9 protein-coding genes, 3 pseudogenes and 2 riboswitches are annotated in these 14,421 nt (G+C 67.7%); of the genes and pseudogenes, 7 read left to right on the top strand and 5 right to left on the bottom strand.

The window, feature by feature from the left end:
* Positions 1-253 precede the first annotated feature (253 nt).
* From ACFYY1_RS26460 to ACFYY1_RS26450, 3 genes are all read left to right on the top strand, one after another.
* Entirely contained in the window at positions 254-6,661 is a 6,408-nt protein-coding gene (locus ACFYY1_RS26460; RefSeq protein ID WP_388590131.1) for an RHS repeat-associated core domain-containing protein, read from the top strand.
* Positions 6,662-6,676: 15 nt separating this feature from the next.
* Entirely contained in the window at positions 6,677-7,084 is a 408-nt protein-coding gene (locus tag ACFYY1_RS26455; protein WP_388589993.1) for a hypothetical protein, read from the top strand.
* A gap of 171 nt (positions 7,085-7,255) precedes the next feature.
* Positions 7,256-7,597: a hypothetical protein gene (locus tag ACFYY1_RS26450; RefSeq protein ID WP_388589990.1), complete on the top strand. Its 342-nt coding sequence runs from the start codon at positions 7,256-7,258 to the stop codon at positions 7,595-7,597.
* A gap of 343 nt (positions 7,598-7,940) precedes the next feature.
* Here the strand turns inward: ACFYY1_RS26450 and ACFYY1_RS26445 are convergent.
* Positions 7,941-8,752 (bottom strand): IS5 family transposase gene (locus ACFYY1_RS26445; RefSeq protein ID WP_388589987.1). Its coding sequence is split into 2 segments (ribosomal slippage): positions 7,941-8,419 and positions 8,419-8,752, totalling 813 coding nucleotides; the frame shifts between segments, so codons are not numbered across the junction.
* Here ACFYY1_RS26445 and ACFYY1_RS26440 point away from each other — a divergent pair.
* The 3 genes and pseudogenes from ACFYY1_RS26440 to ACFYY1_RS26430 all read left to right on the top strand — a co-directional run.
* Positions 8,750-9,568, top strand: a pseudogene (locus ACFYY1_RS26440) (hypothetical protein); the annotation flags it as partial. The gene ACFYY1_RS26445 and the pseudogene ACFYY1_RS26440 sit on opposite strands and share 3 nt — an antisense overlap.
* A gap of 35 nt (positions 9,569-9,603) precedes the next feature.
* Positions 9,604-9,746, top strand: a riboswitch (cobalamin riboswitch).
* A 310-nt stretch (positions 9,747-10,056) separates the two neighbouring features.
* A pseudogene (locus tag ACFYY1_RS26435) lies at positions 10,057-11,109 on the top strand (FecCD family ABC transporter permease); the annotation flags it as partial.
* Position 11,110: 1 nt separating this feature from the next.
* Positions 11,111-11,560 (top strand): ATP-binding cassette domain-containing protein, encoded by a 450-nt coding sequence (locus ACFYY1_RS26430; RefSeq protein ID WP_388589984.1) that lies wholly within the window; start codon positions 11,111-11,113, stop codon positions 11,558-11,560.
* A 73-nt stretch (positions 11,561-11,633) separates the two neighbouring features.
* Here ACFYY1_RS26430 and ACFYY1_RS26425 read toward each other — a convergent pair whose 3' ends face one another.
* Both ACFYY1_RS26425 and ACFYY1_RS26420 read right to left on the bottom strand, forming a co-directional pair.
* Positions 11,634-12,224, bottom strand: a complete 591-nt coding sequence (locus ACFYY1_RS26425; RefSeq protein WP_388589981.1) for a transposase — start codon at positions 12,222-12,224, stop codon at positions 11,634-11,636.
* Positions 12,221-12,736 carry a winged helix-turn-helix domain-containing protein gene (locus tag ACFYY1_RS26420; protein WP_388589978.1) on the bottom strand — a complete coding sequence of 172 codons (516 nt, stop codon included), beginning with the start codon at positions 12,734-12,736 and terminating at the stop codon, positions 12,221-12,223. Before ACFYY1_RS26420 ends, ACFYY1_RS26425 begins: the two co-directional genes overlap by 4 nt.
* 60 nt (positions 12,737-12,796) lie before the next feature.
* Here ACFYY1_RS26420 and ACFYY1_RS26415 point away from each other — a divergent pair.
* Positions 12,797-13,066: pseudogene (locus ACFYY1_RS26415) on the top strand (histidinol phosphatase); the annotation flags it as partial.
* A gap of 4 nt (positions 13,067-13,070) precedes the next feature.
* On the opposite strand, the gene ACFYY1_RS26410 reads toward ACFYY1_RS26415, so the two are convergent.
* Both ACFYY1_RS26410 and ACFYY1_RS26405 read right to left on the bottom strand, forming a co-directional pair.
* On the bottom strand, positions 13,071-13,766 hold the full coding sequence (locus tag ACFYY1_RS26410; RefSeq protein ID WP_388589975.1) for a (2Fe-2S)-binding protein: 696 nt from the start codon (positions 13,764-13,766) through the stop codon (positions 13,071-13,073).
* A complete protein-coding gene (locus tag ACFYY1_RS26405; RefSeq protein ID WP_388589971.1) occupies positions 13,763-14,155 on the bottom strand; it encodes a (2Fe-2S) ferredoxin domain-containing protein in 393 nt (130 codons plus the stop codon). The genes ACFYY1_RS26410 and ACFYY1_RS26405 overlap by 4 nt, the downstream gene beginning before the upstream one ends.
* 61 nt (positions 14,156-14,216) lie before the next feature.
* Positions 14,217-14,339: riboswitch (cobalamin riboswitch) on the bottom strand.
* Positions 14,340-14,421: the final 82 nt, after the last annotated feature.

Below are 14,421 nucleotides of genomic sequence, written 5' to 3'. Positions count from 1 at the left end.
AAGCGAGGACAGTCGGAGCGCCGGCGCTACCCCCCGATCTCCGACCAGTTCAGGCCCGGGTGCTGCTGATGCCGACGCCCGGGCCGTCTCGCACTTCTCCAAGTCTCCCGTAGCACGCACGCCTTGACGGGCGCGCGCCAAAGGCAGCGCTCGCGGCGCCGATGCCGTTGCCGGAGCGTTTCCCATCCATCATCGAACACGGAGAGTAACTGTGTCCTCGCCACCCTTCCGTAAGCGCTTGCCAGGGGCGGTCATACGCCGCTGGCTCGGCCGCGGTGCCCTCGTCGTCTCCCTCTCTGTCCTTCCGCAAGTTGTGATTCCCTCGGGGTACGACTTCGCCGCCCAGGCCCAGACCGCGACAGCCCGAAAGCAGCTGGAGGACCAGCCCGAGGCGAAGATCGACAAGGTAGGCAGGTTCAAGCCCGGCGCGTCCAAGACCCCGAAGAACAAGGCCGCCTCCGCCTCAAGCAAGACCCGCGCGCGGCTGAACAGTGCCGCGTGGCCGGAGGCTGGAAAGGCCACCGCAAAGGTCCCCGCGACCAGCACGGGGACCGCCGTCACGGTCGGTGGACTCGGCGTGGAGCTGGCCCAGGAGCCCACCGCCCCGGCAGCCAAGTCGGCCAAGACCAAGACGGAAGCGGTGGCTACCGGCCCCGCCGAAGAGGTGGCGCTCAGGGTCCACTCCCAGGCTGCCGCGAAGAAGGCAGGTGTCAACGGGATCCTGCTCACCGTTGATCCCTCCGACGGAGCTGCCGGAGATACCGACAGGCTCCGGGTATCTCTGGACTACTCCACCTTCAACGACGTCTACGGTGGCAACTTCGGCCCCCGCCTGCGCCTGGTGACGCTCCCGGCGTGTGCACTGACCACCCCCGAGAAGGAGTCCTGCCGCACTCAGCAGCTAGTAGCCGGCGCGAGCAACGACACCGGATCGCAGAGGCTGACGGGTACCGTCTCCGCCCGCGCACTCGCTGCCGGTGCCCCGATGCTGCTGGCGGCAGCAGCCGACAGCTCGGGCGGTGGGGGTGACTACGCCTCCACTCCGCTGTCCCCGACCGCCACCTGGGAGGCCGGTGGCAGTACGGGTGACTTCACCTGGAACTACCCGCTGCGGGTTCCCCCGGCCACGGCCGGCCCGTCCCCGAACCTGGCCATCTCCTACAACTCCGCATCCGTGGACGGCCGCACAGCTGGGGAGAACAACCAGACCTCGGTGGTCGGCGAAGGCTTCTCGATTACCGAGTCCTACATCGAGCGCAAGTACGGCTCCTGCAAGGACGACGGCCAGTCCGGCAAGGGGGACCTCTGCTGGAAGTACGCAAATGCCACACTGGTTCTCAACGGCAAGGCCGTCGAGCTGGTCAACACTTGTGCCGACAAGGCGGCCTGCGACACCGCGGCCCTCTCGCAGGCGTCCGGCGGTTCGTGGAAGCTGAAGAACGAGGATGGCTCCCGGGTTGAGCACCTGACCGGCGCCACCGGCAACGGCGACGACAACACCGAGTACTGGAAGGTCACGGACCCGTCCGGCACCCAGTACTTCTTCGGCCAGCACCGGCTGCCCGAATGGAGCGACAAGGGCACCACCGACACCACCGACGACGACCCCGTCACCAACTCCGTGTGGACCGTCCCGGTCTTCGGCGACGACCCCGGAGAGCCCTGCTACAAGTCCACCGGCTTCGCCGACTCCGCCTGCAACCAGGCATGGCGCTGGAACCTGGACTACGTCGTCGACACCCACGACAACGCCTCCACCTACTGGTACAGCAAGGAGACGAACTACTACTCCAAGAACGCCGACACCACTGTCAACGGCACCGGCTACACCCGCGGCGGCTACCTCGACCGCATCGACTACGGCCTGCGCAGCGACCTGATCTACTCCAAGCCCGCCGCCCAGCAGGTCCGCTTCACCTACGCCGAGCGCTGCGTCACCTCGGGTGGCTGCTCCAGCCTGACGGCAACCACCAAGGCCAACTGGCCCGACGTGCCATTTGACATGATCTGCGCGTCGGGCACCAAGTGCACCACCCAGATCGGCCCGGCCTTCTTCACCCGCAAGCGCCTCACAGACATCACCACCTCGGTGTGGACCGGCACCGGCACCACCCGCAGAGACGTGGACACCTGGCACCTGGAACAGGACTTCCCCGACACCGGCGACGCCTCCTCCGCCAGCCTGTGGCTGAAGTCCATCCAGAACACCGGCAAGGCCAACACCACCACGGCCGCCATGCCGCCGGTCACCTTCGACGGCATGCAACTGCCTAACCACGTCGAGGGCAGCGGTCCGGACACCCTGCGCTACATCAAGTGGCGCGTTCGCAAAATCAAGTCCGAGACCGGCTCCACCCTCACCGCCAACTACTCCGACCCAGACTGCATCTGGGGCACCAGCATGCCGGCGGACGTCGACAAGAACGCCCGCCGCTGCTTCCCGGTCAAGTGGTCCCAGTCCGGGGCGACCCCGGTCACCGACTGGTTCCACAAGTACGTGGTCACCTCCGTCTTCCAGGACGACCCCTACGGCCACGGCGACACCGGCGAGAGGTACTACGACTACCAGGGCGGCGCCGGCTGGGCGTACTCCGACGACGAGGGACTGACCAAGGCCTCCAACCGCACCTGGTCGCAGTGGCGCGGTTACGGCAAGGTCGTGGAGACCTCCGGCGACTCCGAAGGCCCGCGCAGTAAGAAGTCCACGCTCTACATGCGCGGACTGAACGGCGAGAAGGAACTCGACGGCACCGCACGCGTGGAGAAGGTCACCGATTCCACCGGCACCGCGATCGACGACTCCCGCCAGTACGCCGGCTTCGTCCGCGAGACCATCGCCTACAACGGCGCCGAAGAAGTCAGCGGCACCATCAACAACCCTTGGTCCCGCAAGACCGGCAGCCACACCTACAGCTGGGGCACCACCGACTCCTGGATCGTCCAGGCCGACGAGACCACCACCCGCACCAAGACCTCCACCGGCACCCGCACGGTCAAGCAGAAGACCACGTACGACACCACGTACGGCATGCCGATCACCGTGGAGGACACCGGCGACATCGCCAAGACCGGCGACGAGTCCTGCGTGCGGACCACCTACGCCCGCAACACCTCGGCCTGGCTGGTGAACGCGGTCTCGCGCACCGAGTCCTACTCGGTTGCCTGCACGACCACCCCGGTGATCCCCGACGACGTCGTCTCCGATATCACCATGGCCTACGACGGCCAGGCGGTCGGGGTCGCGCCCACCAAGGGCGAAATCACCGCCTCCTACCGGGTCGCGAGCTACGGCGAGCTCGACAAGAAGCCCGTCTACCAGCAGGTCTCCGGCTCCACCTACGACAAGCTGGGCCGCCCGCTCACTGCGACCAACTCCGTCAACAGCACGGTCAGGACCACCTACGTCCCCGACGACACCGGCTACGGCCCGCTGGCGTCCAAGACCTCTATCGACCCCAAGCTCTACACCTCCACCACCGAGGTGGACCCGGCTTGGGGCACGGCCACCAAGTCCACCGACGCCAACGGCAATGTCACCGAGTGGTCCTTCGACGCGCTTGGCCGCCTGCGGTCACTCTGGAAGCCGGACCGCTCCCGCACGCTCGGCGACGCAGCCAGCATTGTCTACGCCTACAGCATCAACAACGACAAGGAGACTTGGGTCCGCACCGACGCACTCAAGGCCGACGGCAAGACCTACAACTCCTCCTACGAGATCCTCGACAGCCTGCTGCGGTCCCGCCAGAAGCAGGTCCCCGCGCCCAACGGCGGCCGGGTGATCTCCGAAACCCTCTACGACGACCGCGGCCTGGCATACATCTCCAACAGCCAGATCCACGACAACAATGCCCCCTCAGGCACCCTGGCCAACACCTACCCCGGCTCCACCCCCGCCTCCACCGAGACGGTCTTCGACGCCGCCGGCCGCGCCACCGACGCGATCTTCCGGGTCTACGACCAGGAGAAGTGGCGCACCAAAACCGACCAGCAGGGCGATCGCACAACTGTCACCGCCGCCGAGGGCGGCACCGGCACCATGACGATTATCGACGCCCGCGGCCGGATCACCGAGCGCCGTGAGTACAGCGGACCCGTCCCGACCGGCAGCGACTACACCCGCACCCTGTACGAGTACACCCCCGGCAGCCAGCTCAAGAAGATGACCGGTCCGGACGGGGCAGTCTGGACGTACGGCTACGACCTGCGCGGCCGCGAGACCACCTCCACCGACCCCGACAGGAGCCGTGTCGACACCACCTACAACGACGCCGACCAGCCACTGACCGTCGCCACGACCCTCAACGGCGTGTCCCGCACCCTGATCACCGACTACGACGAGCTCGGCCGCAAGACCGGCACCTGGGACGGGGTGAAGGACAACGCCCACCAGCTGACCAAGTTCACCTACGACTCCCTGGCCAAGGGACAGCCGACCGCCTCGATCCGCTACGTCGGCGGCACCACCGGAAAGATCTACTCCCAGGTCGTCACCGGCTACGACGCACTCGGCCGCCCGAAGGGCACCAAGACGGTCATCGCCGCCACCGACGCCCTGGTCGCCGTCGCCGGTGCGCCGCAGACGTTCACCACCTCCACCGCCTACAACATGGACGGCACCGTCCAGTCCACCTCGCTGCCCGCAGTGGCAGGCCTTCCCGCCGAGTCCGTGGCCAACAAGTACAACGGCCTCGGCATGCTCACCGGCTCCGACGGCATGACCGACTACGTCCAGAACATCGGCTACTCACCGTACGGCGAGATTGAGGAGACCCGCCTGGGCACCTCCACCGGTGCCAAGCAGCTCCAGATCCTCAACCGTTACGAGGACGGCACCCGCCGCCTGGCCAACACCCACACGGTCGACCAGACCAACACCGGCAACACCAGCGACTCCGACTACGTCTACGACGCCGCTGGCAACGTCAAGTCGATCACCGACAACGCCAACGGCAAGGACACCCAGTGCTTCGCCTACGACGGCTACCGCCGTCTGACCGAAGCCTGGACCCCGTCCTCCAACGACTGCACCACCGCCCGCGCGGCGTCCGCCCTCGGCGGGCCAGCCCCGTACTGGACCAGCTGGACCTACAAGCCCGGCGGCCTACGCGACACCCAGACCGAGCACAAGGCCACCGGCGACACCAAGACCGGCTACGGCTACCCCGCTGTCAACGCCTCCGGCACCGGACAGCCCCACACCCTGACCTCCGTCACCGTCAACAGTGGCACCGCCAAGACCTACACCTACGACGAGCAGGGCAACACCACAAAGCGCTACAGCCCCACCGGCGCCGCGCAGAGCCTCACCTGGGACATCGAAGGAGAACTCACCCGCCTCACCGAAGGCACCAAGAACACCGACTACCTCTACGATGCCAACGGCGAACTCCTGGTCCGGCGTGGCCCCGTCAAGACCGTCCTCTACCTGGGCAGTCAGGAACTCCACTACGACACGGCCGCCAAGAAGTTCACCGCCCAGCGCTACTACCCGGCCGGCGACGCCACCGCCGTCCGCACCGAGACCGGCCTGTCCTGGATGGTCGACGACCACCACGGCACCGCTTCGATGACGGTAGACGCCACCACCCAGGCCATAACCCGCCGCTACACCAAGCCCTTCGGCGAGAGCCGCGGAACGGCACCGTCGGCCTGGCCAGATGACAAGGGATTCCTCGGCAAACCAGCCGACGCCGACACCGGACTCACCCACGTCGGCGCCCGCGAGTACGACCCGTCCACCGGACGCTTCCTCTCCATCGACCCCGTCCTCGCCCGCGACGACCACGAGTCCCTCAACGGCTACGCCTACGCCAACAACACCCCCGTCACCAAGTCCGACCCCACCGGACTCCGCCCCGACGGCGCGTGCGGCGGTGCCTCCAGCTCCTGCAACGGTGGTACCGAGACCTGGACGCTCAATGACAAGGGCGGCTGGGACTGGAGCTACACCAAGACCTACACACAAACGGGCAATTACAAGGGCGTAAACGGCACCCTCACCACGGTAGTCACCCAGACCCGGAACAGCACGACGTCCAAGGTCACCTTCAAAATGGGCCCAGAACCGGCACCTCTGAAGACGACAGGAAACGGGCCGCAACTACCTCCACTACCGAAATTCCGCCTCCCGGGCATCCTGGGGTTGTTTGGCGGAATAGAGAAGGAGTTTGATGCTGAAGGCACGCTCAAGCGGTTCACCAAGCCGGGTAACCTGACGATCAATCAATGGTCCACCGCCGTCGATCAATGTCAGGAAACTACGGGCCTCAGCATCTCTCAGTGCTCGGAAAAGCCATTGTTCATCGTTGATGGGAAGCGGACCCCCGAGATCGCCATCAACGACATCTCGGCGCAAGCCAAGGGCCACCCGATGCTCTTGACCTACAATGGTGGCGGTAGAAAACTGCGAGATGCGAATCGAGAACTCGCCGGATGCACGTCTGCTTGGCGGGGGCCGGGGAGCTGTGACGAGTACCCATTCGCCACCACACGTGAAGGTGGCGTGGGATCTCAGACCCGAGGCGTTCCGGTACCGGAGCAGCACAAGCAAGGGGGCGACCTGTCCGGGTTCTACACATCCAACAAGATGAAGGCCGGCGATCAGTTCCTCGTTATCGTGATCAACGTGCGATTCGAAAACGGTCAGTATGTGGCACCCTGATGACGAGGTGAAGAAATGAGCGAACTACTCTGGTCCGATACCATTCCGACCCAGTTCGGGTTGATCTCGATTCGCGATTTCGAGACTGCGGACCATCCATACGTGGAGACTGGCCAGGAAGCGGTGGTTTCCACTCCTGGGCATATCTTCGTCGCGAGTCAGACCGATACGGATGGGGATGTCGCGGTTGCTGTCCGAGTGGGCGAGCCAGACATTCCCGGTCTTCGTCTCGTCTTCGACGGCGTGATGCATTTCAATTCGTCATCGCTGTGCGTCGTTGTCCCCACGGAGCCCGACGAGAAAACCGTAGCGATTCCGGCACCAGGGATATGGAAAGTTAAGATTGGCGTGGAAGGGGACCCCCCTCACTCCATCGTAATCTTTTTCGACCCCGCCGAGTGGGCCGGGAGTCCTCGGGAATAGCGACGCTGCCTGAGGAAATTTCGCCGCAGGGTCGTGTGCGAGTGCTCACGACCCTGCGGTGCCAACTGAGGTATTCGCTTCGGGGTGACGCCATAACGGGTCTCGAATTTAACCGGACTTCGCCTCTCCGCGACTCCGCCTGGTGGTTGCGCAGCATGACCGTAGGCGCTGGTGCTCGCGGTTGCGGAAGCCCAAGGCGCTGCGGGCTTCGAGCTTGGTGAGGCGGTTGTTGCCTTAGCTCGCGGCGTTGGTTTTCCGGTGATCACGCAGGCCTCGATGCCGTCCCACCACTGGTCGAGGGGTCTCGGCGAGGGTGATCAGTTCGGGCAGGTGAGGGCGGTCTACGCAGAAACGCTGGAAGCGGTAGCAAGCGGCGGAGATCGCGGAATGGTCGGGGAGGATGTGGGCGTGCTTGGCGGTGAGACAGAGCAGATCGCGCAAGAGTTCCTTGGCCTGCCAACCCTCATAGATCTGCCGCCCACAGGTTCCCATCTGCGTCAACTCGGCTTTTAGAGGTCGTTTCTTATGGCGGCACGGCTTGAATGAGGGCAAGCGATCGGTTCGTCGTGTGGGGGCTGCTCAGGGCAGCGGGGTATGAAGATGCATACTCATCTGAACGCGTGAGCGTGGGAAGAGTGGCTGATGTTTGCTGTCATGGTTGGAGCCGTCGTGGCGGGCTTCGGGATCTGCCTCGTGGCGAACCTGTGGAACCTCGCAGATCGGATCTTTTCCTACTATTCCTGCCGCGTTTCGATGGGAAGCGCTACGGCTGGGACGTTTCGTCTGGTGGGAGGAGGAGCGGTTCTGGTCGGGCTTTTCTGGATCGCAAGCGCCCTGTCTGAAATGTTTTAGGCCGTCAACTGCGTGTGAAGCGGCGATGGCAGATGAGTACGGCGGCTATGCCGACGAAGGCGAGGAAGTGTTCGGCCTTGCGTTCGTAGCGGCGGTGCAGACGTCGGCAGCCGGCCATCCAGGACACCGTCCGCTCGACCACCCAGCGGTGGCGTCCGAGTCGCTGTGAGGACTCGATGCCCTTGCGGGCGATGCGGTGCCGGATGCCGCGCTTGCGGAGCCATCGGCGCAGGTGGTCGTAGTCATAGCCCTTGTCCGCGTGGAGCCTGTCGGGCCTTCGGCGGCGTGGGCCTCGCCGGGATCGGATGGGCGGGATCCCGCGCACGAGCGGCTGGAGGCCGAGGCTGTCGTGCATGTTTGCGCCGGAGACACCCGGCGACAGCGGCAGTCCGTTCCGGTCAACAATCAGGTGGATTTTCGATCCCGCCTTGCCGCGGTCGGTCGGATTCGGTCCCGTCAGTGGCCCCCTTTTACGGCCCGGAGGCTCACGGAGTCGATGGCGCACCGGGACCAGTCGAGCTCGCCACGGGCGCCGAGTTCGTCGAGGACGACACGGTGGAGCCTCGCCCAGACCCGGTCCCGGCTCCACTGGGCGAAACGTCGGTACACCGTCTGCCAGCACGGACCGAACACCGGAGGCAACTGCCTCCACGTGCAGCCTGACGTCGCCACGAACACGATCGCGGCCAGGGCCTCACGGTCACCCGCCCGACGCCGACCCCCACCCTGCGGACGCTTTACCTCCGTCGGCGGCACCACCCGCCGAAACAGCACCCACAACTCGTCCGGCACCAGCCGCTCAACCAGATCCGTCATGCACTCGGCGGCTGGAACTACAGCAAGGCCGAAGGCGACTCCGGCCAGCTCGCCGCGGTCAGCGACATCGACATGACCGGCGCGGCGATGGCCGCCCTGTGCGTCTCCGGCGTACCGAACACCGACACCGACATCGTCCAGGCGAAGACCTTCCTCAAGAGCAAGCTGATCGCCAACTCCGGTGCTTTCGACGCCATGTTCGGCGTCAACACGGACTCCAACGGCTGGGCCGTCTCCGGGCTCAACGCCTGCGGCATCAAACCGCAGACGGGCGACTTCCTCGCCTCCAAGGGCAAGACCCCCGTCGACTTCCTGATCAGCCAGCAGTTCAACCCCGGCGGCGGCTTCAAATACCTGCCCAGCGACACCGCACCGCAGGCGTACGCGTCCATCGACGGTCTGCGCGCCGTCGCCGGCGGCGGCTTCACCGCGGCCCCGCCCGCCCCGGTGACGTCCGGCGCCCCTCAGTGGGTCGGCCAGTCGTCGCTCACATCGGGCAGCTCCGCCACGTTCGCCGTGACCGTGGACGACGGCTCCGGCACCCTCAAGGTCTGCTCCGCCGCCGTCACGGCGACCGGCACCACCACCACGCTCGGCGCGGTCCTTGACGCCGCCTCCGGTACGTCGACCCCGTCCGGCTGCGTCAGCGGTGTCACGCCCTCCTCGGGCACCGGCCAGATCACGTCACTCAACGGCAAGGCCAACAGCGGCTCCGACATCTGGAAGGTCAGCGTGGACGGCGCGGCCTTCGCCGATGCCACCCGCGGCAGGGCAATCGGTGTTGGCGACACGATCGCCCTGCGCTGGGGCGCCTGACCGGGGTCCGGCCCGGTTTTTCTCGTTTACCTGGTCATTACGGACGATCACTAGGTCAAAGCCGCGGCAGGAGCCAGGAAGCCGGTGTGAGTCCGGCACGGTCCCGCCAATGTGACCGCGCACGTCCCACCGGGCGTGCGCGGAAGTCAGGTCGCTGACCTGCCGCGGGCCTGATCCGAGGAGCGCGGACTTCACAGGACGCTTCTCATGCACGACGGTCACAACCGTCCCCTTTTCTCGTTCCCCCTGCTGTCGGTGGCCTCCCACGGGCGCCGCCCGGCACGCGTCGCCGCGGCCATCACCGCGCTGTCGGCGATCCTGCTGACCGCAGGCTGCGGCTCGTCCGCCACCTCCGCCGACTCCCCGAAGGCGGGGGCCTGGGCGGCGAAGGGTGCCGTTGACCGACACCCTCGTCGGCGGACGCGGTGGGCGACCTGGCGCGCGGGCTGCACCCGGACAACTTCCAGTGACGCCGTCCGTCATGGCCGCTGCCGCATCGAGACCGCGCCGCCGGGCCCGCGTTCGCCGTCACCCTGGTCGCGCTCACCGTGCTCCTGGCCGCCTCCCTGACCGCCGGGCTCGCCCTCGGCTCGGTGCACGTGCCGCCTGGCCAGGTGTGGGGCATCATGAGCACGCGCTCGGCGCCGACCGGTCGGATCCCCCTGGACCCGGGCGTGGGAGACGATCGTCGTCGACGTGCGCGGGCCTCGCATCCTGCTCGGCGCGGTCACCGGGGCGGGCCTCGCCGTCGTCGGTACGGCGCTCCGGGCCCTGGTGCGCAACGCGCTCGCCGAGCCCTACCTCCTCGGAGTCTCCTCCGGCGCCTCGCTCGACGCGGTCGCGGTCATCCTGTTCGGGGTGAGTCTCTTCGGAGCGGTGTCCCTGTCGGCGGCCGCATTCGCGGGAGCGCTCGGCGCGCTCGTGCTCGTCTACGCCGCCGCCCGCACCGGCGGCCGCATCACCTTCCTGCGGCTCATCCCGACCGGGCTCGCGGTGGCATCGGTGCTCAGCGCGCTGCTGAACCTCCTGCTGCTGACGACGGACAACAGCAACGAGGCGCGCACCGTCCTCGCCTGGACGCTGGATGGCCTGGGCGGTGTGTCCTGGGGTTCGCTGTGGCTGCCGGGACTGGCGCTACTGCTCGGCATCGCCGTGCTCATGGTGCAGGCCCCGAATCTGAACCTGCTGCTCGCCGGGGCGAAGGCCGCCGCCATCCTGGGCCTGGGCATCGCACGGTTCAGGGCCCGGGTGTTTGTGCTCATCTCGCTGGTCACTGGAGTGCTGGTGGCCGCTGCCGGGCCGATCGGCTTCGTCGGCCTGATGCTGCCCCACATCGTGCGGCTGCTCGTGGGTAGCGATCGCCGGCGTGTGCTGCCGGCCGCCGCGCTGGGGGGGGTGCGTCCTTCCTGGGCCTGGCGGACATCGCGGCGCGGACTGTGACGGCACCGCAGGAGATCCCGGTCGGCGTCCCCACCACCCTGTGCGGAGGGCCGTTCTTCCTGTGGCTGATGCGGCGCGACGCACGCAAGCGGGAGGCGCGGCATGACGGCGGCCGAACTGCACGGCGAGGGCGTCACGCTCACAGCCGGCGCGCGGCGACTGGTCCACGACATCACGCTCGCAGCCGGTCCCGGCGAGACGATCGGCCTCGTCGGCCCGAACGGCAGTGGCAAGTCCAGCCTGCTGCGCGCCGTCTACCGCGTACTGCGGCCGGAGAGCGGAACGGTCCGCGTCGACGGCGACGACATCTGGTCGCCGGCCCCGCGCCGAGTCGCTCGCACACTGGCCGCGGTGGTGCAGGACACCCCGTCCGGCCTCGATCTGAGCGTGTGGGAAGTCATCTCGATGGGGCCGTACCCCGCACAAGCGCCTGCTGGCGACACGACGGAGGACGCCACGCTGATCGAGTCGACACTCGCCTTGGTCGACGCCGTCGCCTTGGCCGACGGCCCCTTCGACCGGCTCTCCGGCGTGAGCGGCAGCGGGTGCTGATCGCCCGCGCCCTGGCCCAGGGGCCGTCGCTGCTCGTCCTGGACGAACCGACCAACCACCGTGACATCCGGCACTACTGATCTCTTCGTAAGTTCAGTGGGCGTGGTGGGTGGATGGTCAGGCCCGTATGGGCGAGGAATGACCATGGCAGTCGGGGGTTGGCGTTGATGCGGTGGATGCCTTGCTCGGTAGCGTCGGCGACATCGGCGAGGTGGTCGTCGGCGAGGTTGGCGAGTTCGCGCTTCTTGAGCGAGGACCACAGCGGTTCCACCGGGTTCAGCTCGGGAGCGTAGGCGGGTGATCGTTCCAGGGTGAGCCAGTCCTGTTCGGCGACCCAGGCCCGCATGGCCCGGCTCCAGTGGGCGGACAGGCCGTCCCGGACCAGGACCACTCGCTCGCCGCGGTAGAACATCTTCATCTGCTCCAGGACCTCGATGAGTCCGGCGGTGTCGTAGCTGCCGGGCTTGAGGTGGAAGCACAGGCGCGCGCCGCGATGGGGGTCGGTGGAGTGGTAACCCAAGGCTCCGGCCATCGACGTGCGCTTCCGGTTCAGGTGGTGCCGCAGGAGTGGAGTCCGCCCTCGGGGCGAGTAGGTGCGGCGGATCCGAGGGAGTAGGGAGACGCCTGATTCGTCGAGGAAGACGATCCAGGCACGTGTGTTCATGGCCCCTTTTTGATGCGTGGCCACTCGTGCGCGGTCCAACGGGCGATCTCCGACTCGTTCCGCTCGACCGCCCGCCGCTCGGGCCGTTGCAGGCTCCATCCGAGCCGGCCGGTCAGCAGCCGCCACACCGACGCCCTCGACAACACCACCCCCGTTGCCCGGGTGACGACCGCGCCGACTCGTTCCAGGGTCCACAGGTCGGCCTCGAAACCATGGGCCTGGGCACCTTGCTCCAACGCAGCCCGGACCGTCTCGGCCTGGGTGTCGTCCAGCTCGGGTGGGCGTCCGGTGGCTGCCCGTCGCCGCAGGGCCGAAGCACCGTCCTGCTCCCACATCCGCCGCCAACGCCGCACACTCTGGGCACACACCCCCACCGCCCTCGGGATCTCCGCATTCGAGACGCCGTCCTCGAACAACTCGACTGCCCGAACACGACGTGCCTCCGCCAACTGAGGCCGCGACAAAGGAGGAAGGGAGGGGCCGGCAATCAAAGGGGAAGGTTGATAAGCCACCCCGACAGCCTCCCACCCACACGGCCACCACACCCACCGAACTTACGAAAAGATCCGTAGTTGGAGAACCTGACCGCGCTGTGCCGACTGCCCGCGACGGTCCTCGTCGCCCTCTACGACCCCAACCTGGCCGCGCACTACTGCGGTCGCCTGTACGTTCTGCGTCACGGCGGTGTTGGGGCGTCCGGACCGGCGCACGAGGTGCTCACTCCGCGCCTGCTCGCGGAGGTGTACGAGGTGACCGCCGAGGTCGCGGTGCATCCCCGCACGGGCCGACCTCAGGTGACGTTCCTTCCTGCGCACGTGCCGATGCCCGAAGTGGCCCGGTGACCGGTCACCGAGCCAGGCAGCAGTCTCCGCACATCGAGCCGTTCGGCGCCCGGTAGTACAGACAACAGCTGCGGCGGCGGAACGTCAGCTCGGGGCCGATGATCCGGCCGGTCCCGACCAACCGTCCCGTCTCCAGAAGTCCCCGGGTCAGTTCGGTGAGCGGCGCCCGCAGACCGGGCCGGGCCCTCAGCAGCTGCGTCGCGGAACCGACCAGCGCGGAAGCGGAGTTTCCCGCGAGCAACCGCGGCGCCATCTTCGCAGGCAGGCGGCTCTCCACACGCTGAAGAACGCCGTCGGCCTGCGCGCCCACGGCAGCGGCGAGCGACGGCACCAGCCGCGGAGCGCGGCTGCCTAGCGGTCCGGCCAATCGAAGGGCCGAGCCTTCACCGGCCCATTCCGCGGTGGTCATCACCGGCACGATCCCGTGGACGAGGGCGCAGGCGAGGACAGGCGACCACAGGCGGGCTGCGAGTCCGAGGTGGGCGATGGAGACGCCGACACGTGTCTCAGCGGTGGCGTAGTGTTCGTTGACAGCCCTGGCCCGCGCGGCGAACCCCTCCCGCGTCAGCCGCACTTCGCCGGAGGCGGGCCCCCGGACCGTGTCGAGGGCGAAGAAGCCACCCATCCGTGCGATGTCGCGCAGCGCCTCGACGACCTCGTCCGCCGGTACTTCGTCCGCCGTGCCCCGGGTTCCGGTCATGAGGCCGATGTCCCGACGCGGCGCGGCGGATCGATCAGATAGAGGTCGAGGATCTCGGGGCGGGCCGCGACGCCCGGCCCGCCGGCCCGCACCCAGTCCGCTATGTCCTCGGTGGCAGCCGGGTCGTTGACGAGCCCGAGCCAGACAGGGCGGGCGCCTGCCGCCCGCCCGGCCGCCGAGGGCTGCACGACGACGACGTTGGCCTGTTCGCACACGTCCAGGCACTCGGAGATCCACACCGGGGCGATCTCCCGCAACCGCGCGGTCTGCGCCGCGTGATCAGCGTTGACCTTCACGGTCCCGCAACAGCAGTCGCGGCACACCACCACCCGGCACGGGACCGCCCGGTCCGCTGTCAGCGCGTTCTGTTCGGCGGGCTGTTCAAGCATGCCGCGTCCTCCCTCTCGCCGAGGAGTTCCGCCCCGGGGTCCGTCGAGGAGGCGACAGCGTGAGTCTCCTGGCTCTCGGGTCCGCGCTCGTCCCGGCCTTCCCACCCGCGCGGGGCAGTGGCACGTCGGGATCCGCTCGCCGATCACAGTGGCGGTACCGCACCGGATTCACACCGGTTTCCTCGGGGCGCTGCCGCCCGTGTCCGCGGCCCATCATGTCACCCCGCCCCACGGCGGCGGGGTCCCGGCCGAACGGCATACGGCGA

The sequence above is a fragment of the Streptomyces sp. NPDC001890 genome, assembly GCF_042891445.1.
Classification (GTDB): Bacteria; Actinomycetota; Actinomycetes; order Streptomycetales; family Streptomycetaceae; genus Streptomyces.
This window is presented reverse-complemented; position numbering and strand designations above follow the sequence as displayed.

Coding starts and splice junctions, on each gene's coding strand:
- ACFYY1_RS26455 (WP_388589993.1), top strand. CDS start 6,677: ATGAGCGAACTACTCTGGTCCGATACCATTCCGACCCAGTTCGGGTTG.
- ACFYY1_RS26430 (WP_388589984.1), top strand. CDS start 11,111: ATGACGGCGGCCGAACTGCACGGCGAGGGCGTCACGCTCACAGCCGGC.
- ACFYY1_RS26425 (WP_388589981.1), bottom strand. CDS start 12,224: ATGAACACACGTGCCTGGATCGTCTTCCTCGACGAATCAGGCGTCTCC.
- ACFYY1_RS26410 (WP_388589975.1), bottom strand. CDS start 13,766: ATGACCGGAACCCGGGGCACGGCGGACGAAGTACCGGCGGACGAGGTC.
- ACFYY1_RS26405 (WP_388589971.1), bottom strand. CDS start 14,155: ATGCTTGAACAGCCCGCCGAACAGAACGCGCTGACAGCGGACCGGGCG.